The organism is Streptomyces sp. NPDC030021 (genome assembly GCF_055574035.1).
The window spans coordinates 17,350-38,100 of record NZ_JBVIAH010000031.1; the positions used below are offsets into that span (position 1 = coordinate 17,350).

Here is a 20,751-nt window from a genome sequence, read left to right on the forward strand (position 1 = left end):
GGGGCCCGGCGGTTGTGGGGGTGCCAGAGCCCGTGAGGCGCAGCCGGGGGCACGGCGGGCGCATGAACTTTGGCCGTGCCCCTGACAAGCGCTGTCGGGAGTGTCCTGTCGTCAGATACCGGTCGCAAGAGCGGCTTTCAGCCTCCGCTCGCCCGCCGTCACCTCGAAGGGCAGCGTGTTCCCGGGCGGCGGGAAAGGGCAGATGAAGTGGTCCGCGAAGGCGCAGGGAGGCAGCAGGGAGCGGTTGAAATCCACCGCGATCGCGCCTCGCGCGTCGGGTATGCCGGGCTTGAGGAAACGGAAGCGGTGGCTGGAGCGCCTTCCGGTGGCATCGCCGAAGACGGCCCAGAGGCTGCCGTCGTCGGCGTCGACGGCGACCTGGAGGGTGTGCTCGGCTCCCCCGAAGGAGAAGACCAGCTCCCCGCCGAGGCCGAGTCCGCGCGCCCGCCCGTCGGCGTTCTCCACCTCGACGCTCCGGTCCTCGGCGTACGGCCGGAATCGCCCCGGCCGTACGAAGTGGGGGTCGTAGGGGGTGGCCTCGATGTCGGTGTAGGTCCGGCGGGCCTCGGAGGCGGGGTCGTAGACGCGGACGCCCCACTCCCCCTCGCGCCGGATCACCACGATCCGGAGCTCCCCGGCGGAGAGCCGGGAGCTCGCGGGCGGGGCCTCGTCGGCGCCCAGGACGACGTCACCCGTGAAGGGCTCGCCGTCGAGGCGGACGGAGTCCCCGGCGGTGGCGGTCAGCGCCACACCGGTCTCCGTCCGGCGCCAGCGCCCCGGAACGGCCGGAATTCGACCTTCCGGGTAGTCGGCGAGCCAGAAGGTTCCGGTCAGCGCGAGGGGGCCGTAGGGCGCGGACACGGCCGCCGCCCTGCGCTCGTGCCATTCCCGCCATGCGGCGTGCGGGTCGTCTGCGTCGTCGCTCATCCCGCTCAACCCTTCCACACGGGTCCGGACGGGAATCCCCGCGTACGCCGTCCGGACCTGTGAAATCTGAAAGAGCCTCAGCAGTCGCAGCCGCAGCAGTCACAGCTGCAGCAGCCGTCGCCACCACCGCCACCACCGCCACCGCTCCCGCCGCTGGAACCGGTGCCGTTGCAGCAGTCGCAGCACTCACAGGCGTCGCACCACGGGTCCCGCTTCTTCCGGGACCACGGGCCCTCGTGCTCGGTGCAGCACATCTGGCAGGTGCAGAACAGCCCGATGGCCACCGCGCAGCCCGCGAGCAGACCGCGGCGCGGCCGCTGCGGGGGCGGCGCGCCACCGAATCCGCCCGGGCCCGTGGGCGGCATCCCCGGGCCGCCCGCTCCACCGCCGTACGGGGCCCCGCCGTAGGGGTTCTGGCCGTACGGGTTCTGGCCGTACTGGTTCCCGCCCTGGCCACCGTACGGCTGGCCCGCGTACGGGCTGCCGCTGCCGCCCTGGCCTGCGGAGGCCATCGCGGTGTGGCCGCAGCTGCCGGTGCCGAAGGCCCGGTCCACCGAGGTGCGCAGCTCGTGCACGAGCAGCCGGTGGGCGAGCCCCGCGTCGGTGAACTCGACCTCGCGCAGGGCCAGCCTGATGCCGTGGAGGGCGTCGTCGCAGAGCCTGCGGGCCTCGGTGAGCGAGGTCCCGGTGGCGGTGAGCGGGTTCCAGGCGCCCGCGACGGCGTCGGCGCCCTGGTCCTCCACCGCGTCCAGCAGGTGCGCGAGCCGGCCGAAGTACCGGCCGGCCTCGGCCAGCGCGGGTGCGTTGCCTGGCCGTCCGGCCAGCTGCGCGGTATGCGCGAAGGCGGCGGCCGTCGCGGTCTCGGTCGGCTCGGTCACCACGAGCACGGGGGTGCCGAGGCCGGCGAGCGTCTCGATGCCCGCCTGCCGGTCCACGGCGTCGACGAGCACGGCGGTGTCGAATCCGAGCGAGGCTCCGGTGCGGGCTCCGGCCCGGTCCCAGCCGCGGGCCACCTTGCGCGCGGCGGCGGCGATGGGGGCACGGGCCAACAGCCCGTCCCGGTCGGCCACGTGGTCGCGCACCTTGGCGGAGGCGAGCACGAGCGAGACGGCGGCGGCGAGCCGCGCCCCCTCGCCCTGGGCCACCGAGGCGGTGCGCATCCCGCGCAGCGGGCAGGGCCCGGCGGTGCGCCGGGCCTCGGGCGCGGTACCCGACTGAGCCTCCGTCAGAACGGAGACGAGCAGCCCGTCATAGTTCGTCACGATCCGGGCGAACTGTCCGTGATCTCCCCGAAGTGCCAGGCACAGCCCGCACAGATGGGCCATCCACTCCGCCTTGAACCGCTCCCCCAACCGGTGCGTGCAAGGTCTCACGATGCCGAACAAGCTGCTTCCCCCGTGTGTCGTACGCGTGCCTGCCGGGCATCGTATCGACCCGCCCGTTTCACCCGTACGTCCGCGTCGCTCACCCGTACGGCGGCGGCGGTCGTATTTTCACTCAGTCAGCAGTGGTAGCCACCAGGATCCTTGACCGTGCAACGGATGTTCTGCACCAGTACCGTCACGAAACCCCTGCGCGGCGACTATCCACTTGGCGCGTTGTCAGCATCATGGACGAGCATAGGGGCAGCGGAGAGAAGACAGACTGACCGCGGTGAAAGGAGGCAGTCCATGGGTTCGGTGCGCAAGGCGAGTGCCTGGCTGGGTCTCGTGGAGGACAGCGACGACGAGCGCTACTACGACGACGACTACGCGGAGGCCGCCCAGGGTTCGGTGGCCGGCCCCGGCGAGCAGTGGGTCACCGACCCGCGGGTCCGCGTGGCATCCGAGTCGGCCGTGGAGCACGGCCGTCGCATCGCGACGGTCACCCCGGACGGTTTCCGTGACGCGCGGGGCATCGGCGAGCTGTTCCGCGACGGGGTTCCGGTGATCGTCAACCTGTCGTCGATGGACCCGGGTGACGCGAAGCGCGTCGTCGACTTCGCGGCCGGACTGACCTTCGGGCTGCGCGGTTCGATCGAGCGGGTGGCGACCAGGGTCTTCCTCCTGACCCCGGCCGACACCCAGATCGTCAGCGGCGAAGCGGGCGGCCGCTCACGCGACTTCTTCAACCAGAGCTGAGCAGGGCTCTCACCGGAAGGCGTCCAGACCGGTGAGTGCCTTGCCCAGCACCAGCTGGTGCATCTCGACGGTGCCCTCGTAGGTGAGGACCGATTCGAGGTTGGTGGCGTGCCGCATGACGGGGTATTCGAGGGAGATCCCGTTGGCGCCGAGGATGGTCCGCGCGGTGCGGCAGATCTCGATGGCCTCGCGGACGTTGTTGAGCTTGCCGAAGCTGATCTGCTCCGGCCGCAGGGTGCCCGCGTCCATGCGCCGGCCCAGGTGGTGGGCGAGCAGGATGCCCTTGTGGAGTTCCAGGGCCATGTCCGCCAGTTTGGCCTGGGTGAGCTGGAAACCGCCGATCGGCTTGCCGAACTGCTCCCGCGTCCTCGCGTAGTCGAGCGCGGACTCGAAACTGGCCCGCGCCGCGCCCATGGATCCCCAGATGATCCCGTACCGCGCGTGGCTGAGGCAGCCGAGCGGTCCCTTGAGCCCGGTGACCAGCGGCAGCACCGCGTCGGCGGGCAGCCGTACGTCGTCCATCACCAGCTCGCTCGTGACGCTGGCCCGCAGCGACCACTTGTGCTTGATCTCCGGCGCGGAGAACCCGGGGGTGTCGGTGGGCACCGCGAAACCGCGGATCCCCTCGTCGGTCTGCGCCCACACCACGGCGACCGCCGCGACGGAACCGTTGGTGATCCACATCTTGCGGCCGTTCAGCACCCAGTCGGTGCCGTCGCGCTTGGCGTAGGTCCGCATCGCCGCGGGGTCCGATCCCACATCGGGCTCGGTCAGCCCGAAGCAGCCGATGAGCTCACCGGCGGCCATGCCGGGCAGCCAGCGCTGCTTCTGCTCCTCGGAGCCGTACTTCCAGATCGCGTACATGGCGAGCGACCCCTGCACCGACACGAGCGAGCGGATCCCGGAGTCGGCGGCCTCCAGCTCCAGGCAGGCGAGGCCGTACTGCACGGCGCTGGCACCGGCACACCCGTAGCCCTGGAGGGACATCCCGAGCGCTCCGATGCCACCGAGCTCCCGGGCCAGCTCGCGGATCCCGGGCAGCTCGCCGTCCTCGTACCACTGCGCGATGTTCGGCAGCACCCGGTCGGCGGCCCAGGCGCGGACGGTGTCCCGGACGGCGAGGTCCTCGGGCCCGAGGAGCTCGTCGAGCCCGAGCGGATCATGGGGCAGGAACGCGGACACTGGGCCTCCCGGCGGCCTGAGACAGAACCTAGTGCTGTGACCGGAAAGGTCCACCGGGTCGCGACGCCCGGCACGGCACCTCGCCGCGTTGTCGGACCACGGAAGTACGTCCAGTACGGCCCGCGGCCCTCCGCCTTGCGATGCTTCCCCCAGGCCCTGCGGGCCTGGGGAGACCCCATGCACCGGACGCCGTGACCCGGCAAACCTTTCCGGTCACAGCACTAGCAGCGCAAGTTTTGCGCTCGCCCGAAGCTATTCGCCCGGGCCGGGCAAATCCAGCCCCCACTGATCCGCCCCGCCATTCCAGCCCCGCCGCACCAACCCAGCCCGCCGGCGATTGAGGCGCTCTTTCAGCCCCGCCAGGGGGCACCTCCCAGCGGTAGCTGGGGGAGTTTGAGGCGCGGGGTCCGGGGCGGAGCCCCGGCAACGGCGCCGCACCCGGCGGCACCGGACGGCGTCAGCCCGCCTGCTCGACCGGGGCCGGGGCCGCCCGCAGCTCACCCTTCGCCTGCGCGGGCAACCGCACCGCCTCGCCGGCGGCCGGCGCCGCCACATCCTCCGCCGCCCCGCAATCCATCGCCCGCGGCAACTTCAGCGCCATCACCGCCCCCGCGAACAACAGCACCGCGCTCACCAGCAACGTCACATGCAGTCCGTGCACGAAGGACTGCCGCGCCGCCGCGTACAGCGACGCCCCCGCCGGCCCCCCGAGGTGCGCCGCGATCTGGTAGGCCTCGCCCAGGGAATTCGCCGCGCCCGCCGAATCCGCCGCCGTCACCCCCGGCACACCCAGGAGCCCCGGCCGGTACGCCGCGTTCATCACGCTGCCCAGCAGCGCGATGCCCATGCCCGCGCCCAGCTGGTACGAGGTCTCGCCGATCGAGGCCGCGCCGCCCGCGGTGGCCGCCGGGGCCTCGCTCAGCATCGACTCGTACGCGGCGAACAGCGTGGTCTGCAGCCCGAAGCCGAGCAGGATGAAGCCGATGGTCAGCAGCAGCGGCCGGTCCTGCTGGCCCATGATCGTCAGCAGCAGCACGGCGCAGGCCGTCAGGACGAAGCCCAGCGACACCATCGTGCGCGGCCCGACCCGCCCCAGGGTGTACGAGCCGGTGGCGCCCGCGGCCATGGCGGCGAAGGTCAGCGGCAGCAGCCGCAGGCCGGTCTCCAGCGGGCTGAGGTGCAGCACCAGCTGCAGGTACTGGACGGCGATCAGTTCCAGGCCGACCAGGGCCAGCATGGCGAGGACGATGCAGGCGACCGAGGCGGAGAAGGCGGCCCGCGAGAACATCCGCATGTCGATCAGCGGGTGCTCGCGCCGCTTCTGGCGCCGCACGAACAGCACGAGCAGCACCACGCCCACCAGCAGCGGGAGCAGTGCCTCGGCGTCGAGGAGCCGGCGTTCGGCGCCCAGCCGCTTGATCCCGAGCACCGTGCCGAGTACACCGGCGGCGGCCATCAGCGCGCCGAGCACGTCCCACGGCCCGTCGGCGGAGCCGCGCGATTCCGGCAGCAGCCAGCGGCCGAGCGGCAGGGTCAGTGCCATCAGCGGGATGTTGATGAGGAAGACCGAGCCCCACCAGAAGTGCTGGACGAGGAAGCCGCCGAGCACCGGGCCGCTGGCCGCGCCAATGGCGGCGACGGCGGTCCAGATGCCGATGGCGAGGGCCCGCTCGCGCCGGTCTGGGAAGACCTGCCGCAGGATCGACAGGGTGGCGGGCATGATCATCGCGCCGCCGATGCCGAGCAGGGCGCGCGCGGCGATGAGGACGTGGGCGTTGTCGGCGAGGGCCGCCATCGCGGAGGCCACGCCGAAGAGCCCGTAGCCGAGGAGGAGGATGCGGCGGCGGCCGACCCGGTCGCCGAGGGTGCCGAAGAGGATGAGCAGCGAGGCGCAGACCAGCGGGTAGGCGTCGACGATCCACAGGAGCTCGATCGAGCCGGGGCGCAGGTCTTCGGTGACGGAGGGGACGGCGACGTGCAGGATCGTCGCGTCGAGCGCGACGAGGACCAGGCTGACGCAGAGCACCGCCAGGACGACCCAGCGGTTGGTCCCACCGGAGGCGGCGTTCAGCCGCTGCCAGGGGGAAGGGGTCCGGACCCCGGCCGCGTTCGTCCCCGACATGCATGTACCTCCCAGGTGATCCCTCGCGCTCGGCGGACCAGCGTCTTGCGGAGCCACGGGGGGTGGTGCGCTGTGCGGCGTCCAACGGGGTCCGGCATCGACACGCGAGTGAACGGTCAGCGTACGCGAGTTCGTCTGCACGACACGTGGTCAAGCTCTCATCCCGGCGGCGGCCCCGGTGTGGTGTATGCCACTCCCTCCGCAGTCCTTCTTCCCCCGTGTACACGCGCGCTCACGGCGCGTGGTTTCCGCACGCCGCGTTTCCTGCCCCTCGTGGGGCGTATCGCCGGCTCCACCGATAATCATGCCTGTGGAAGATCTTGGATTTCGCCGGGCCGCGCCCGCCCTGGCCGCCTTCGCGGCGGTCCGGCTGCTCGGGCTGACCGTGCTCGCGGTGTGGGGCGCGGCGGTCGGCAGCAGCCCGCACACGCTGCTGTCGGCCCGCTGGGACTCGCTCTGGTACGCCCGCATCGCAGCGGAGGGGTACGGGTACGAGGTGCTCCTCCCGAACGGGGACGTTCACTCGAACCTGGCGTTCTTCCCGCTGCTGCCGTGGCTGGAACGGGTGGTGTCCGCCGCGACCGGGTTCTCGTACGGCTCCGCGGGTCTGGTGGTGTCGGTGGTCGCGGGGCTCGCCGCGGCCTGGGGGATCTTCGCGGTGGCCGATCTGGTCCACGGCCGCCGGGCCGGGGTGTTCGCGGTCGCGGTCTGGGCGGCGCTGCCGGTCGGGATCGTGCAGTCCATGGCGTACAGCGAGTCGCTGTTCACCGCCCTGGCCGCCTGGGCTCTCTACGGGGCCCTGCGCGGGCGGTGGCTGACGGCGGGGCTGCTCGCGGCCGGGGCCGGGCTGACCCGCCCGGTCGGCGCGGCGGTGGTCGCGGCGGTGTGGGTGGCCGCGGCGATGGCCTGGCGGCGCGGGGAGCGGTCCTGGCGGACGGTCGCGGGGGTGCTGCTGGCTCCGGCGGGCGCGGCGGCGTACGTGCTGTGGGTCGGCGCGCGCACCGGGGGCGGCCTGCTGGGCTACCTGGACGTGCAGGGCGGCTGGGGCAACGGCTTCGACGGCGGCTGGGCGTTCGCGGGGTTCATCGGGGCGAAGCTGGCCTCGTCCGCGTTCCTCGCCGGGGTGGGGCTGATCGCGGGGGTCGTGCTGGTGCTCTGGCTGTACGCGAAGTGCGTCCAGCAGCGGCAGCCGGTGCCGCTGCTCGTGTACTGCGGGATCGTCGTGGCGCTGGCGCTGTGCGCGTCCGGGTACTTCGGCTCCAAGCCCCGGCTGTTGCTGCCCGCCTTCCCGCTGGTGCTGCCGCCGGCGGTGGCGCTGGCGCGGTGGCGGACCGGGCGGGCGGCCGCGGTGGTGGGCGCGCTGGCCCTGGCCTCTTCGGTCTACGGGGCGTTCTGGCTGAACGGCTCGGGTCCTCCATAGAGCCCCCACGTCACGGAATGGATCATTCCGGTCCATCTTTCAGCAAAAGAAATGGCCCGCTGGGCAATAAAGTCCGGATAAGTGACCGAAACAATTCACCGAGGCAGCGGATCAAGCGACCGCCAACCACTGTCGAAATAACGGGAATTAAGTCCCGCGTGAGACCAACTCCACATCACATGGTCATCACAAAGCCCGCGATTCGCCCGGGCCGACCATCGACGGGCGGTAACGTCGATTGAGTGCGTACCGACCAAATCCTGACCCGTCTGGAGCGGGTGTTCGCCCGGCTGGACCGGGAACCAGAGCGACCGGCTCATCTGCAAACCCCGCAGATGAGCCGGCACCGCGTCGTACTCCTGGGATCGACCCTCGCCTTCTATCTCGCAATCGTGGTTGCCGTACTGACCACTTCCTGGCTGGTCCGCCTGGACTGGCAGATCATGTTCTTCCGGCCCTACGAGCAGTGGCCGCAGCTGCACGCCTTCCTCGACTATCTGGTCGTGCTGGGCCAGCGCGGACCCACCGCGGTCATGGTCGCCGCCTGGCTCGGCTGGCGCTCCTGGCGGCAGCACACCCTCCGCCCGCTGATCACCCTCGGCGTGGCGCTGCTGCTGCTCAACATCACCGTCGGCTCCGTCAAGCTCGGCCTCGGCCGGCTCGGTCCGCACTACGCCACGGAGATCGGATCCGCCGAACTCTTCGCCGGTGGCGATATATTCCCTTCCGGTCACACCGCCAACGCCGTGGTGACATGGGGAATCCTGGCCTACCTGGCCTCCACCGGCGTCACCCGCCGGGTGCTGTCCGTGGTGTCCGCGGTCGTCTCGCTGAGCGTCGGCGCCACCACCGTGTACCTCGGCACCCACTGGGTCAGCGACGTCCTGCTCGGATGGTCCGCGGGCCTGCTGATCCTGCTGGCCCTCCCCTGGTTCGAGCCGCTCATCGCCCGGACCGAGGCCTACGTCTTCGACGTGCGCGAGCTGCTGCGCCGCCGCGCCGAGACCGGCCGGATGCCCGCCCCGGTCGTCTCCGTGCTCACCCCGCTGCTCTCGGCGGGCGGCAAGTGGCAGCTGCGGAGCCCCGCCGGGACCGCTGCCGGCACCGCCGCGGAGCCGGTCCCGCAGCCCGTCACGGCCACCGTGGCAGTGGCGGCCACCACGGCCACCACGAGCGCCGCAACCACCACGAGCACCGCGAGCAACGTCACCGCGCACTCCCCCACCGCCCGGCCCGCCGTGCACCCGGCCGGCCGGCCGCACGTGATCCGCTCCGAGCGGACCCCGGTCACGCCGGTCGGCAGCCGCCGCCCGGCGCACACCGAGCGGGCCCCCGCCCGGGGGGCCGCGGCCCGTCCGGTGGCCGGCGGCTGACGTCCCACCGCGGGGGCGGTACGCACCACCTCTCCCCGCGACACACGAAGGCGGGCCAGGTCCTCGGACCCGGCCCGCCTTCGCCGTTCGTCAGCGCCACGCCCGGACGTTCGTCCGTCCCGGGTCACGCTTGTGTCACAGAATATCAACAGCCGCAAATTGTTTACCGGTCCGCGACACGCCCGGGGTTCAGGCGGTTTGGAATTTGCGCCGAACCCTGCCGAATTCCTGTCCGGGATTGCCACGATCCTCTTGGACCAGACCAGTTGAATCCCCCTCAGCTCCCCTACATTTCCTTCACTTCTCCGGTCTCCACGGCCCTCCCCAGAAGATCCCGGGCGGCCCTGATCCGATCCGTCAGCTCCGGCGGCTCGACGACTTCGAACTCACAACCGAGCAGCATGACGTGAATCACCAGAACGTCCAGGTTGACCGCCCCGGTGCGCAGCAGACAGCTCTGCCCGTCGACCGGTTCCAGGACCCCGTCGCTCGGCCCGATGATCCGTGCCGCGTCCTGCGCCGAAACCTTCAGCCGCACCACCGCGCGGGCCGCGTACACCCGCTGCGACACGCCCTCGGAGACGTACGCGGCGAGGTCCTCGGCGGGCGCCGGGCGCGGGGTGAACCGCGGACCGTGCGGAGGCCTGGGCTCGATCCGGTCCGCACGGAAGGTCCGCCACGCCTCCCGGTCCAGGTCCCAGGCCACCAGGTACCAGCGCCGCTCGGTGCACACCAGCCGGTGCGGTTCGACGGTGCGGCGGCTGGCGTTCCCCTCGTGGTCGCGGTACCCGAAGCGCAGCCGCTCGCCGTCCCGGCAGACCGAGGCCAGCTCGGTCAGCACCGAGGGGTCCACGGTGGACCGCTGGGCGCCGCGCAGCATCGGTACGGTGAACTCGTTGAGCGCGGACACCCTGCGGCGCAGCCGTGACGGCAGCACCTGCTCCAGCTTCGCGAGGGCCCGTACGGAGGCCTCCCCGATGCCCTCGACCCCGTTCCCGGCGGCGGTCCGCAGGCCCACGGCGACGGCCACGGCCTCGTCGTCGTCCAGCAGCAGCGGCGGCAGCTCGGCCCCGGCGCCCAGCTGGTAGCCGCCGCCGGTCCCGGGGCTGGCGTTCACCGGATACCCGAGCTCCCGCAGCCGGTCCACGTCGCGCCGGACCGTCCGCGCGGTGACCCCGAGGCGATCCGCGAGATCGGCCCCGGTCCATTCGCGGTGGGCCTGCAGCAGGGACAGCAGGCGCAGGAGTCGTGCGGAGGTATCGAGCATCCCCAGAGTCTGCCAGCGCGCCGCGTCCGGCCGGGCCTCAGCAGACCAGCGGTGGTGCCTCGGCGCCGCTGAGCTCGACGAGCGAACAGAGGGTCTTCAGGGAGACCTTCCAGACCCCGTCCTCCAACACCACGGTCCCCTTGCTGCCGGGCAGTACCGTCTCGTCGCCGACCTTCAGGTCGTAGGTCACCTCGGCCTCGGTGGGTGAGGTGAAGGTGACGCCGGTGACCTTGACCGAGGTCTTGGCCGCTTCGGCACCGGTCGAGAAGCCGTCCAGCAGCACCTTGAGCAGGTCGCCGTGCTGCAACAGCTCGGCCTTCTCGTCGGTGGGGGTCTTCGGGTCGAAGAATGCGGTCCAGTTCTTCTCGATCTGTTCCTTGGCCGCCGCGGGATCCGCCGGCCCGTCCGCGGCGGGCAGGACCAGGACCGCGGCGGACGGTGGGCCCGGGGGCCCCGCCGCCACCGCGGGCGCGGACCACCCCACGGCCGCCGGGACGGCCAGCAGGACCGCGGCCGCCGTGCAGGCCGCGGCCCGTACGGGTGCGCGCGGGTGTACGTGTGGGTGGGCGCGTGGGTGTCTGCTCTGGACCATCTGGCTCACCACCGGTGTCCGAGCGAGCCGTTCGGCTCGTCGTTTCCAGGGTCGGCGCCCGTACGGCATCGCGCAACGCGCGGGCGGCCCGGACGGCCCGGACGGCCCGGGCGGCCCGGGCGGCCCGGGTCAGGGGCGCGGGGCCGCTGGCGGAGCGGCCGGAGCGGTGACCGGACCCGGCACCGGCGCTGGCGCGGGCGCCGGCCCGGCCGGGGCCTGCGGCGGGGCGGCGGGCTCCGGGGCCGGGAGGGCCAGCAGCATGCCCACCGTGAGGGCCTCCGGTTTCGGCCCGATCCGCTCCCGGTTCGCCTCGTACAGGGCCCGCCACCCGCCCCGGACCCGGTGTTTGCGGGCGACCGACACCAGCGTGTCGCCGTCCCGCACCGCGTGCATCCGTCCGGCCAGCCCGTACCGTTTGGAGCACACCGGCCACGCGTTCCAGCCCTGCGAGCCGAGGACGTCCTCGGCGACCCGGATCTGCTGCACGCGGCCGACCAGGTCGGCCCGTTTCGCGAACGCCAGCCCGCCGTACTCCTCCCACGTCGGCTGCCAGAACTGCAGCCCCCCGTAGAAGCCGTTGCCGGTGTTCACCGCCCACCGCCCGCCGCTCTCGCAGTCGGCCACGCAGTCCCAGGGCCATTCCCCGCCCGGTCCGCAGTCCCCCGGCCCGTCCCCGATCACACCGGGCGAGCCGGGGTGCGCCGCCCCGGCCGGCCCGGGCGCCGGTGGCGGCGGAGCCACGGCCGCGGCTGCGGCCGCGCGGGGCAGTACGAGCGCCAGCACGGCGGCGAGCACGACGGCGCCGCCGGATGCGGCCCGACAGGTCCGGTGGTTGGGCATCGGGTCACGCTACGCAGCCACCCGCGGCCCCCTTCGGCCCGCCACGCGGCAGGGCACCGCACCCCACCCGGTCGGCCGACCGTCACCACCGCCCCAAACGACCACACCTGGGCATCAACTGAGCACAATCGAGAAACAGTTGGTATGAAAGCAAAGCTCCGGTCGCACGGTTCACCCTTCCGGGGGCCAGGTTCGAATCCGTTCCCTCAAATGGCGTGACCCCGGCCGCCGCCCGGCCGTTGAGCCCGGCGAGCCGGGAGCCTCCCGGCCCCGCACCTATGCCGAGGAGCCACCCCGTGCCGCGCATGCTCGACGTCAGTGATGAGGTACGTGCCGAGATCGGTGACGAAGAAGCCGACAGGCTGCTCGTCGGCGAAGACGCGCCGCGCAGTTACGACTGCACCTCCTGCCGTACCCCGGGCGACCCCGAGAACGACCGCACCAGCACGGTGCTGTTCGTCGGCGAGGAGACCGCCGTCCTCGCCTTCGCCCATGCCACCTGCATCCCCTCGCAGGTGGTCTCGGTCTCCGAGGAGCAGCTCCAGGGCGCCGTCCGCAGCATCACCGGCGACAGCCCGGCCGCCGTCGGCGGCCCCGGCGCCGCCCCGCAGAACGTGCCCGGCGGCCAGGCCGTCCTCGGCATCACCAGCGGCCTGATCCTGATCGCCGGGGAGCTGCACCCCGCCCTGGTCGTCGAGCCGACCGCGCCCATCGCCCGCCCCGGCAGCGACGGTCCCGGCGACGACTTCCTGCCGCTCCTGATCGAGCAGGGCTTCATCCCGGTCACCGACACCGCCGAGGTCCCCACCGTCCTCGGCGGCTGGTCGGTCCTGCTCGCCGCGGGCCAGCTGCACGCCGTGCTGCAGCCGGGCAACGACGGCGGCGGCCAGGTCGCCTGGTGGCAGGCGCACCAGGCGCTGTCGGTCACCGACGGCTGGCGGGCCGCCGTCAACAAGACCCAGCGCGTACTGATCTACGCCGCCCCGGTCGGTTCCATCGGCCAGCAGCCCCGTGAGGACCTGCTGCGCGACGCGCTGGACAAGGCCGCCGCCGCGGGCAAGCTCGTGGCCGCCGCGATGCCGCTGGCGGGTACGCCCGGCGCCTGATCCCAGCCGGTACGAGAACGGCCGCCCAGCCCCCCGCCGAGGGGCCGGGCGGCGTGCGCCGGGGGTGTGCGGTCCGTCCCGCACACCCCCGGCGATCTGCGTTTCGTCCCCTGTCACCCCGCATCCGCAGCGCGCCGGTTTCGTTGGCTGGTACGTGCATTCATACGACTCCTCCCGCGCCCCGTCCTATCCGAGCACCGTCCCCGCGATGCGTCCCGCACGGGACCGGGACACCCCTCCGGCCGTCTCGCACACCCCGATCTACGACACGCTGTACTCGGAGTACCTGCGCGCCTTCCGGGCGCTGCCGGGCGACCGTACGGGCGAGGAGGACCACGGGTTCACGTCCTTCTCCTACGGGGGCTCGTACACGAGCGGCAGCTCGTACGGCAGCGGTTGGAACGGTTCCGCGTGGCAGCGCGTCGACGGCTGGCAGCCCTCGTACACCCCGCAGCCGCTGCCGGTGTACTCGTACGCGGCCACCCCCGGATACGCCGACGGGCGGCAGCACCAGACCGGGATGACGCACATCCCGGCGGCCCTGCCGCCCGCTCCGCGCCGGGGTTACTGACCCCGCTGAGTCCGCCGGAGTCCCCGCCCGGTCCTACTTCTTCTTCTTGTACTGGGCGCCGCGCTTCTCGCGCACCCGCACCGAGATGTGGATCGGCGTGCCGTCGAAGCCGAACTCCTCGCGCAGGCGGCGCTCGATGAAGCGCCGGTAGCCGTGCTCCAGGAAGCCGGAGGCGAAGAGGACGAACCGCGGCGGCTTGCTGCCCGCCTGGGTACCGAACAGGATGCGGGGCTGCTTGCCGCCACGGATCGGGTGCGGGTGGGCGGCGACGACCTCACCGAGGAAGGCGTTCAGCCGGCCGGTGGGGACGCGCGTCTCCCAGCCCGCCAGCGCCGTCTCGATCGCCGGGACCAGCTTCTCCATGTGGCGGCCGGTGAGCGCCGAGACGTTCACCCGGGGCGCCCAGGCGACCTGCTGCATCTCGGTCTCGATCTCGCGCTCGAGGTAGTAGCGGCGCTCCTCGTCGAGCTCGTCCCACTTGTTGTACGCGATCACGATCGCGCGGCCCGCCTCGACGGCCATCGTGATGATGCGCTGGTCCTGGACGCTGATGGTCTCGGTGGTGTCGATCAGGATCACCGCGACCTCCGCCTTCTCGACGGCGGCGGCCGTGCGCAGGGAGGCGTAGTAGTCGGCGCCCTGCTGCAGGTGGACCTTCTTGCGGATACCGGCGGTGTCGACGAACTTCCAGGTGATGCCACCGAGTTCGATCAGCTCGTCGACCGGGTCGCGGGTGGTGCCGGCCAGCTCGTTGACGACGACGCGGTCCTCCTTCGCCACCTTGTTCAGGAGCGAGGACTTGCCGACGTTCGGGCGGCCGATCAGCGCGATGCGGCGCGGGCCGCCGGGGGCGGCGCCGCCGAAGGTCTGCTCGGGGGCCTCGGGCAGGGCCTCCAGGACGGCGTCGAGCATGTCACCGGTGCCGCGGCCGTGCAGCGAGGAGACCGGGTGCGGCATGCCGAGGCCGAGCGACCACAGGGAGGCCGCGTCGGACTCGCCGCTCTGGCCGTCGACCTTGTTGGCGCACAGCACGACGGGCTTGCCCGCCTTGCGCAGCAGCCGTACGACGGCCTCATCGGTGTCGGTGGCGCCGACCTTGGAGTCGACGACGAAGACGACCGCGTCGGCGGCCTCGATGGCGTACTCGGCCTGGGCGGCGACGGAGGCGTCGATGCCGAGGACGTCCTGCTCCCAGCCGCCGGTGTCGACGACCTTGAAGCGGCGGCCGGCCCATTCGGCCTCGTACGTGACGCGGTCGCGGGTGACGCCGGGCTTGTCCTCGACGACCGCCTCACGGCGGCCGATGATCCGGTTCACCAGGGTCGACTTGCCGACATTCGGGCGGCCGACGACGGCGAGGACGGGAAGCGGGCCGTGACCGGCCTCCTCGATCGCGCCTTCGACCTCTTCGATGTCGAAGCCCTCTTCCGCGGCGAGCTCCATGAACTCCGCGTACTCGGCGTCGCCAAGTGCTCCGTGGTCGTGCTGGTCGTTCATGAAGTCCGTTCCTCGTCGTTCGTGGTGATCGGTGGTACCCGCGCAGCGCGGTTCCACTACTGGTTTCAAGTCTCGCTCAGCGCCCGGTGAGGCGCTTGGCGTCGGCCAGGTGGGCGGTCAGCCGGTCCTGGATGCGTACGGTGGCCTCGTCCAGCGCGGTACGGGTCCGGCGGCCACTGCCGTCACCCGCGTCGAAGGCCGAGCCGAAGACGACGTCGACCCGGCTCTTGAGGGCCGGCAGGCCCTTGACGACCCGGCCCGGGGTGTCCCCGCTGCCGAGGACGGCCACGGGGACGACGGGTGCGCCGCTGCGGACCGCGAAGTACGCGAGGCCCGCGCGCAGCGAGGCGAAGTCGCCCTCGCCCCGGGTGCCCTCGGGAAATATCCCCAGGGCCCCTCCATTGTCGAGCACGCCGAGGGCGCGGCCTATCGCCGTCCGGTCGGGGCCGCCGCGGTCGACCTTGACCTGCCCGATCCCTTCGAGGAAGGGGCCGAGCGGGCCCACGTACGCTTCCTTCTTGATCAGGAAGTGCAGCGGCCTGGGCGCGGTGCCCATGACCATGGGGCCGTCGATGTTGTGCGAGTGGTTCACGGCGAGGATGACGGGGCCCGAGGCGGGCACCTTCCAGGCCCCCAGTACGCGCGGCTTCCAGAGCCCGTACATAAGCCCGATGCCGATGCGCCTGCCGACCGCCGCACCCTTGAGGGAGGGCGCTTGGCTCACTTGCGGCCCGCCCGCTTCTCTTCCACCAGCGTCACGACGCACTCGATCACCTGGTCGAGCGTGAGGTCGGTGGTGTCCACCTCGACGGCGTCGCCGGCCTTGGCCAGCGGGGAGGTCTTGCGGCCGGAGTCGGCCGCGTCGCGCTTGATCAGCGCCTCCTTGGTGGCCGCGAGGTCGGCGGCCTCCTTGCCGCGGAGCTCGCCGCTGCGCCGGGCGGCGCGCGCCTCGGCGGAAGCGGTCAGGAAGATCTTGAGGTCGGCGTCGGGCAGGACGGTGGTGCCGATGTCCCGGCCCTCGACGACGATCCCGTCGGCCTCCTGGGCCGCCTCGGCGGCGATGGAGCGCTGCAGATCGGTGATCAGGGTGCGCACCTCGGGGACGGCGCTGACGGCGCTGACCTTGGAGGTGACCTCCTGGGTCCGGATGGGACCGGCGGCGTCGAGGCCGTCCACGGTGATGGTGGGGGCGGCCGGGTCGGTGCCGGACACGATGGCGGGCTTGCCGGCGGCGATCGCGATGGCCTGCGGGTCGTCGGTGTCGACGCCGTTGGTGATCATCCACCAGGTGATGGCCCGGTACTGGGCGCCGGTGTCCAGGTAGCGCAGCCCGAGCTTGGCGGCCACGGCCTTGGAGGTGCTGGACTTGCCCGTGCCGGAGGGACCGTCGATGGCGACGATCACGGCGGACGGAGCTGCGGTTTCCACGGTGCGGGCACCTTCCTGGTTGCGCGTACGTGTCCGGGCGCGGCAAAGCGCCCCTCCCCAAGGTTACCGGCCCCGGACGGCCCCCGTCCCCGCCGTGCGTTCCGGGGGTCGGCCGGCCCGCCCGGGCCGCCCCTGGTGCTCCGCTACTGCTGTCGCAGTGCCCAGCCCCGCTCGCGCAGCTCGGCGGTCAGGCCGGCCGCCGCCCGCGGCTCCACCATGAGCTGGACGAGGCCGGCCTGCTGGCCCGTCGCGTGCTCGATGCGTACGTCCTCGATGTTGACCCCGGCCCGCCCCGCGTCGGCGAAGATCCGCGCCAGCTCCCCGGGCTGGTCGCTGATGAGCACGGCCACCGTCTCGTAGACCGTGGGCGCCGCGCCGTGCTTGCCCGGCACCCGGACCCGGCCCGCGTTCCCGCGGCGCAGCACGTCCTCGATGCCCGCGGCGCCGCCGCGCCGCTTCTCCACGTCGGCGGACTGCAGGCCCCGCAGTGCCTCCACGGTCTCCTCCAGGTCGGCGGCGATCCCGGCGAGGACGTCGGCCACCGGCCCCGGGTTGGCCGAAAGGATCTCCACCCACATCCGCGGGTCGGAGGCCGCGATCCGGGTCACGTCGCGGATGCCCTGCCCGCACAGCCGGACCGCCGTCTCGTCGGCCTCCTCCAGCCGGGCCGCGACCATGCTGGAGACCAGCTGCGGGGTGTGCGAGACGAGCGCCACCGCGCGGTCGTGGGCGTCGGCGTCCATGACCACCGGTACGGCCCGGGACAGGGCCACCAGCTCCAGTGCGAGGTTGAGCACCTCGTGGTCGGTGTCCCGGGTGGGGGTCAGCACCCACGGGCGGCCCTCGAAGAGGTCCGCGGTGGCGGCGAGCGGCCCCGACTGCTCCTTGCCGGCCATCGGGTGCGTCCCGATGTAGGCGGTGACGTCCACGCCGAGCGCCGCCAGCTCCCGCCGCGGTCCGCCCTTGACGCTGGCCACGTCCACGTAGGCGCGCGCGACCCCGCGCCCGATCAGGTCGGCCAGGGTCGCGGCCACGTGGGCCGGCGGTACGGCGACGATCGCGAGGTCGACCTGCTCCTTGGGGACCTCGTCGGTGCCGGCCCCGAGGGCGGCCGCCGTACGGGCCCGGTCCGGGTCGTGGTCGGCGAGGTGGACGGTGATCCCCCGGGCGGACAGGGCGAGCGCCGCGGAGGTGCCGATCAGTCCGGTTCCGATGACGACGGCGGTTCTCACGAGGCACTCCCAGGGGACGAAAAGGCGAGCTGACGGACTGTCCGGCCAGGGTATCCAGCACCTGCGGCACGAGGGCCCGACCGCCCATCCCGTGGGACGGCGGCCGGGCCCTCGTGCGGCGCTGCCGGGCGGTCAGAACTTCTGCGCGCGGATGATGTCCTCCAGCGACCCGCTCGGAAGCTGTCCTTCCGGGCTCAGCTTGTCGACGGCCTCCGGCAGCGCCTGCGCGATCTGGTCGGCGGCCTCCTGCGGGCTGACGCCGGCCTGCGCGGCCGCCTTCTGCAGGGCCTCGTCGGGCAGCGCCTCGGCGATCTGGGCGCCGCTGACCGACTGGTTGTCGCCGGTGCCGATCCAGGACTGGGCCTGGTCGGCGAGGCCCGACTTGGTCAGCATGTCCAGCAGCCCGCCGAGCGGGTTGCTCCCGGCCTGGGAACCGCCGGCCTGGGAACCGCCGGCCCCGCCCGTGAGGGCGCCGAGCAGCGCACCGAGGATGTTGCCGCCGCCGGAGCTCGCGCCCTGGCCGCCGCTGCCGCCCAGGAGGCCGCCGAGCAGGGAGCCGAGGTCGTTACCCGCCATCGTCATGCCTTTCGCAGGGGGACCGGGCCGCGCGGACAGCGGGGTACCCGGCTTCGAGACACGGACAATGTCACCCATTGCGGATCATGCCGCCACCTGGCGCACATGTCCGCGCCCCCTGCGGTAGAACGATCCGCATGATCTTCCACATCGTCCCGCTCGCCGACTGGGCCGCCGCGCCCGAGCTCCCGTACGCCCCGCCCTCGCTGGAGGCCGAGGGGTTCGTCCACTGTTCCGCGGACCGCCCCACGGCACTCGCGATCGTCGACGCGCACTACCGGTCGGTACCCGGGATCCTGCTCGCGGTGGAGCTCGACGAGGGCGTGCTGACCGCCGAGGTCCGCCGGGAGGGTGATTCCGGTGGCCGATATCCACATGTTCACGGTCCGCTGAACCGGGAAGCCGTGATCCACGTGTGGGAGGTCGTACGCACACCCGGCAGCCCTGCCTCACTGGCCCCATGGGAACCGGGCCGATGAACCGGCGCGGCAGGCTTCACCTGAGGCCCGCCGCAGGCCAGGATGCTGCACGCCATCCGGCCACGAAGCGAGGAGAGACTCATGAGCGACCTCACGCACACCGCCCGGCGCACGGTACTGACGATCGGCGCAGCCACCCTGGCAGGCGGCGCGATCACCGCCTGCGGCGGTGGAAGCGGCGAAAAGGCCTCCCCGGGGGAACCGAACGACGCGGCCGTCCAGCCCGCCGCCCCGGCTCCCGCCACCCCGTCGGACGCGGGCGCCGCGGCCGGCAAGGCCCTCACCAAGAAGGCGGACGTGCCGGTGGGCGGCGGCAAGGTCTTCAAGGAGGAGAAGGTCGTGGTCACCCAGCCCAAGGCCGGCACCTTCAAATGCTTCACGGCGGTCTGCCCCCACCAGGGGTGCCTGGTCAACAAGGTGGAGGACGGCAGCATCGACTGCCCCTGCCACAACAGCAAGTTCGCGATCGCGGACGGCGCGGTGACCAAGGGTCCGGCCACCAAGGGGCTGGCGGAGAAGAAGATCAAGGTCGCGGCGGACGGCAATATCTCGCTCGCATAGCGGCAGGTCAGGCGCCTACGCTCCGCGGATGGACGATCTGACGCTGGTACGGGACCACACGGTCTACCGGTGTGTGATGGGCTCCCGGGCGTTCGGACTGGCGACGGAGGCGAGCGACACCGACCTGCGCGGTGTCTACCTCGCCCCGACGCCGCTGTTCTGGCGGTTCGAGAAGCCCCCCGCGCATGTGGAGGGCCCGCGGGACGAGGAGTTCTCCTGGGAGCTGGAGCGCTTCTGCGAACTCGCCCTGCGGGCCAACCCGAACATCCTGGAGTGCCTGCACTCCCCCCTGGTGGAAGAGGTCACCCCGGTCGGCGAGGAACTGCTCTCCCTCCGCGGGGCCTTCCTCTCCCGCCGGGCCCACACCAGCTTCAGCCGGTACGCGGCCTCCCAGCGCGGCAAGCTCCTCGCGGACGTCCGCATCCACGGCGCCCCGCGCTGGAAGCACGCCATGCACCTGCTGCGCCTGCTGCTGTCCTGCCGTGACCTCCTGCGCACCGGCCGGCTGACCATCGACGCCGGCCCGTACCGCGACCGCCTGCTCGCGGTCCGCCGCGGCGAGCTCGGCTGGGAGGAGGTCGACGCCTGGATGGGCCGCCTCCAGGAGGAGACGGAGAGCGCCCTGGCCTCCACCGTGCTGCCCGCGGAGCCGGACCACGCCCGGGTGCAGGACTTCCTGGTCCGCACCCGCCGCGCGTCAGCCGCGTAGCGTGCGCCGCCGTACGACGAACTCGTCCAGCGCGTCGTACGCCGTCGACCGCTCGGGCAGCGCGGACGCGGCCTGCGCCGCGTCCAGCACGGCGTGCAGCGCCTCGAAGTCCTCGCGCACGCCGCCGACGGGCGGTCCTTCGTAGCCCCCGTGCTCGGCGGCCACCTTGGCCTCGATGAGGGCGGCGAGGTACGGGGGCGCCTCCGGCACCTCGGTCAGCAGGGTCGGCAGGTGCGCCTGCACCTCGGCCGACCGCATGAGGTGGATGCCGGTGAGCAGTGCCCGGAACGCGTAGAGCAGCGGTTTGAGTGCGGCGGACTTCTCGAAGAGCCGCCACTGGGTGCCCGCGAACCCCCGGTAGTGGTGGGCGTGGTGGGAGGTCAGCACGCCGGGGGCCAGCGCGATCAGTTCCTCGTGCGCCGCCGTCGTGTGGACCACGAGCGGGGAGAGCAGCTGCTCCAGGACGTAGCCGTTGCGGTTCAGCATCAGGCGGACGAACTTGCGCAGGTCGTGCGTGACGAGGTCCATCTCCACGTCGTCCCGGTCCCACATGCGGGTCCGGGTCTCCTGCGGTTCGCGCAGGCCGAGGAGGGCCTGCGCCGGGAGCAGGTGGGCGCCGCGCAGGTCGATGTCGGAGTCCCGGGACGGGAAGCCGTACAGGTGCGCGCCGGAGACCGTGGCGAAGAGCAGCGGGTCGGGCTGCTCCGCCACGACGGGGGTCAGGTCGATACTCAGTGCGTCCAGCATGG

The 20,751-nt window shown here is 72.6% G+C and carries 21 protein-coding genes; 8 read left to right on the forward strand and 13 right to left on the reverse strand.

Features of this window, described 5'->3' with window-relative positions; all coding sequences use genetic code 11:
- Nucleotides 1-111 precede the first annotated feature (111 nt).
- Nucleotides 112-927, reverse strand: a complete 816-nt coding sequence (locus tag ACZ4YL_RS38055; protein WP_468122832.1) for a DUF1684 domain-containing protein — start codon at nt 925-927, stop codon at nt 112-114.
- Between the two features lie 77 nt (nt 928-1,004).
- Nucleotides 1,005-2,312, reverse strand: a complete 1,308-nt coding sequence (locus tag ACZ4YL_RS38060) for a DUF5685 family protein (RefSeq protein WP_468122833.1) — start codon at nt 2,310-2,312, stop codon at nt 1,005-1,007.
- 285 nt (nt 2,313-2,597) lie between these two features.
- Between ACZ4YL_RS38060 and ACZ4YL_RS38065 the strand changes: the two genes are divergently transcribed.
- Nucleotides 2,598-3,047 carry a cell division protein SepF gene (locus ACZ4YL_RS38065; RefSeq protein WP_052875748.1) on the forward strand — a complete coding sequence of 150 codons (450 nt, stop codon included), beginning with the start codon at nt 2,598-2,600 and terminating at the stop codon, nt 3,045-3,047.
- A gap of 9 nt (nt 3,048-3,056) precedes the next feature.
- Here the strand turns inward: ACZ4YL_RS38065 and ACZ4YL_RS38070 are convergent, their stop codons facing one another.
- Complete coding sequence (locus tag ACZ4YL_RS38070) at nt 3,057-4,229, reverse strand: acyl-CoA dehydrogenase family protein (protein ID WP_030730023.1); 1,173 nt, start codon at nt 4,227-4,229, stop codon at nt 3,057-3,059.
- Between the two features lie 457 nt (nt 4,230-4,686).
- On the reverse strand, nt 4,687-6,351 hold the full coding sequence (locus ACZ4YL_RS38075; RefSeq protein WP_468122835.1) for an MFS transporter: 1,665 nt from the start codon (nt 6,349-6,351) through the stop codon (nt 4,687-4,689).
- Between the two features lie 304 nt (nt 6,352-6,655).
- On the opposite strand from ACZ4YL_RS38075, the gene ACZ4YL_RS38080 reads away from it, so the two are divergent.
- Nucleotides 6,656-7,771 (forward strand): hypothetical protein, encoded by a 1,116-nt coding sequence (locus ACZ4YL_RS38080; protein ID WP_468122836.1) that lies wholly within the window; start codon nt 6,656-6,658, stop codon nt 7,769-7,771.
- A 242-nt stretch (nt 7,772-8,013) separates the two neighbouring features.
- Nucleotides 8,014-9,144: a phosphatase PAP2 family protein gene (locus ACZ4YL_RS38085; RefSeq protein ID WP_468122838.1), complete on the forward strand. Its 1,131-nt coding sequence runs from the start codon at nt 8,014-8,016 to the stop codon at nt 9,142-9,144.
- A gap of 286 nt (nt 9,145-9,430) precedes the next feature.
- On the opposite strand, the gene ACZ4YL_RS38090 is transcribed toward ACZ4YL_RS38085, so the two are convergent.
- The 3 genes from ACZ4YL_RS38090 to ACZ4YL_RS38100 all read right to left on the reverse strand — a co-directional run bounded on the left by ACZ4YL_RS38090 (nt 9,431) and on the right by ACZ4YL_RS38100 (nt 11,843).
- Nucleotides 9,431-10,411, reverse strand: coding sequence for a helix-turn-helix transcriptional regulator (locus ACZ4YL_RS38090; RefSeq protein ID WP_468122840.1), 981 nt, complete (start codon nt 10,409-10,411; stop codon nt 9,431-9,433).
- A gap of 37 nt (nt 10,412-10,448) precedes the next feature.
- A complete protein-coding gene (locus ACZ4YL_RS38095; protein ID WP_468122842.1) occupies nt 10,449-11,003 on the reverse strand; it encodes an MTB12 C-terminal domain-containing protein in 555 nt (184 codons plus the stop codon).
- A gap of 129 nt (nt 11,004-11,132) precedes the next feature.
- A complete protein-coding gene (locus tag ACZ4YL_RS38100) occupies nt 11,133-11,843 on the reverse strand; it encodes a transglycosylase family protein (protein WP_468122843.1) in 711 nt (236 codons plus the stop codon).
- Between the two features lie 296 nt (nt 11,844-12,139).
- Between ACZ4YL_RS38100 and ACZ4YL_RS38105 the strand changes: the two genes are divergently transcribed.
- Both ACZ4YL_RS38105 and ACZ4YL_RS38110 read left to right on the forward strand, forming a co-directional pair.
- Nucleotides 12,140-12,949, forward strand: coding sequence for a hypothetical protein (locus tag ACZ4YL_RS38105; RefSeq protein WP_468122845.1), 810 nt, complete (start codon nt 12,140-12,142; stop codon nt 12,947-12,949).
- A gap of 208 nt (nt 12,950-13,157) precedes the next feature.
- Nucleotides 13,158-13,520, forward strand: a complete 363-nt coding sequence (locus ACZ4YL_RS38110) for a hypothetical protein (protein ID WP_468122847.1) — start codon at nt 13,158-13,160, stop codon at nt 13,518-13,520.
- A gap of 33 nt (nt 13,521-13,553) precedes the next feature.
- Here the strand turns inward: ACZ4YL_RS38110 and der are convergent, their stop codons facing one another.
- The 5 genes from der to ACZ4YL_RS38135 form a co-directional block, all read right to left on the reverse strand.
- Nucleotides 13,554-15,017, reverse strand: a complete 1,464-nt coding sequence (gene der, locus ACZ4YL_RS38115) for a ribosome biogenesis GTPase Der (RefSeq protein ID WP_382550867.1) — start codon at nt 15,015-15,017, stop codon at nt 13,554-13,556.
- 76 nt (nt 15,018-15,093) lie between these two features.
- Entirely contained in the window at nt 15,094-15,681 is a 588-nt protein-coding gene (locus ACZ4YL_RS38120) for a lysophospholipid acyltransferase family protein (RefSeq protein ID WP_382550876.1), read from the reverse strand.
- Between the two features lie 56 nt (nt 15,682-15,737).
- A complete protein-coding gene (cmk, locus tag ACZ4YL_RS38125; RefSeq protein ID WP_468122848.1) occupies nt 15,738-16,445 on the reverse strand; it encodes a (d)CMP kinase in 708 nt (235 codons plus the stop codon).
- 143 nt (nt 16,446-16,588) lie between these two features.
- Nucleotides 16,589-17,677 carry a prephenate dehydrogenase gene (locus ACZ4YL_RS38130; RefSeq protein WP_468122849.1) on the reverse strand — a complete coding sequence of 363 codons (1,089 nt, stop codon included), beginning with the start codon at nt 17,675-17,677 and terminating at the stop codon, nt 16,589-16,591.
- Nucleotides 17,678-17,809: 132 nt separating this feature from the next.
- Nucleotides 17,810-18,331 (reverse strand): YidB family protein, encoded by a 522-nt coding sequence (locus ACZ4YL_RS38135; RefSeq protein WP_468122851.1) that lies wholly within the window; start codon nt 18,329-18,331, stop codon nt 17,810-17,812.
- 59 nt (nt 18,332-18,390) lie between these two features.
- Here ACZ4YL_RS38135 and ACZ4YL_RS38140 point away from each other — a divergent pair, with 59 nt between their 5' ends.
- From ACZ4YL_RS38140 to ACZ4YL_RS38150, 3 genes are all read left to right on the forward strand, one after another.
- On the forward strand, nt 18,391-18,732 hold the full coding sequence (locus ACZ4YL_RS38140) for a DUF952 domain-containing protein (protein WP_468122853.1): 342 nt from the start codon (nt 18,391-18,393) through the stop codon (nt 18,730-18,732).
- An 81-nt stretch (nt 18,733-18,813) separates the two neighbouring features.
- Nucleotides 18,814-19,293, forward strand: coding sequence for a Rieske (2Fe-2S) protein (locus ACZ4YL_RS38145; RefSeq protein ID WP_468122854.1), 480 nt, complete (start codon nt 18,814-18,816; stop codon nt 19,291-19,293).
- A gap of 28 nt (nt 19,294-19,321) precedes the next feature.
- Entirely contained in the window at nt 19,322-20,002 is a 681-nt protein-coding gene (locus ACZ4YL_RS38150; protein ID WP_468122856.1) for a nucleotidyltransferase domain-containing protein, read from the forward strand.
- Here the strand turns inward: ACZ4YL_RS38150 and ACZ4YL_RS38155 are convergent.
- The gene (locus ACZ4YL_RS38155) at nt 19,991-20,749 is read right to left on the reverse strand and encodes a nucleotidyltransferase domain-containing protein (protein ID WP_468122858.1); all 759 of its coding nucleotides are present in this window, start codon (nt 20,747-20,749) and stop codon (nt 19,991-19,993) included. The genes ACZ4YL_RS38150 and ACZ4YL_RS38155 overlap by 12 nt on opposite strands.
- Between the last annotated feature and the right edge of the window lie 2 nt (nt 20,750-20,751).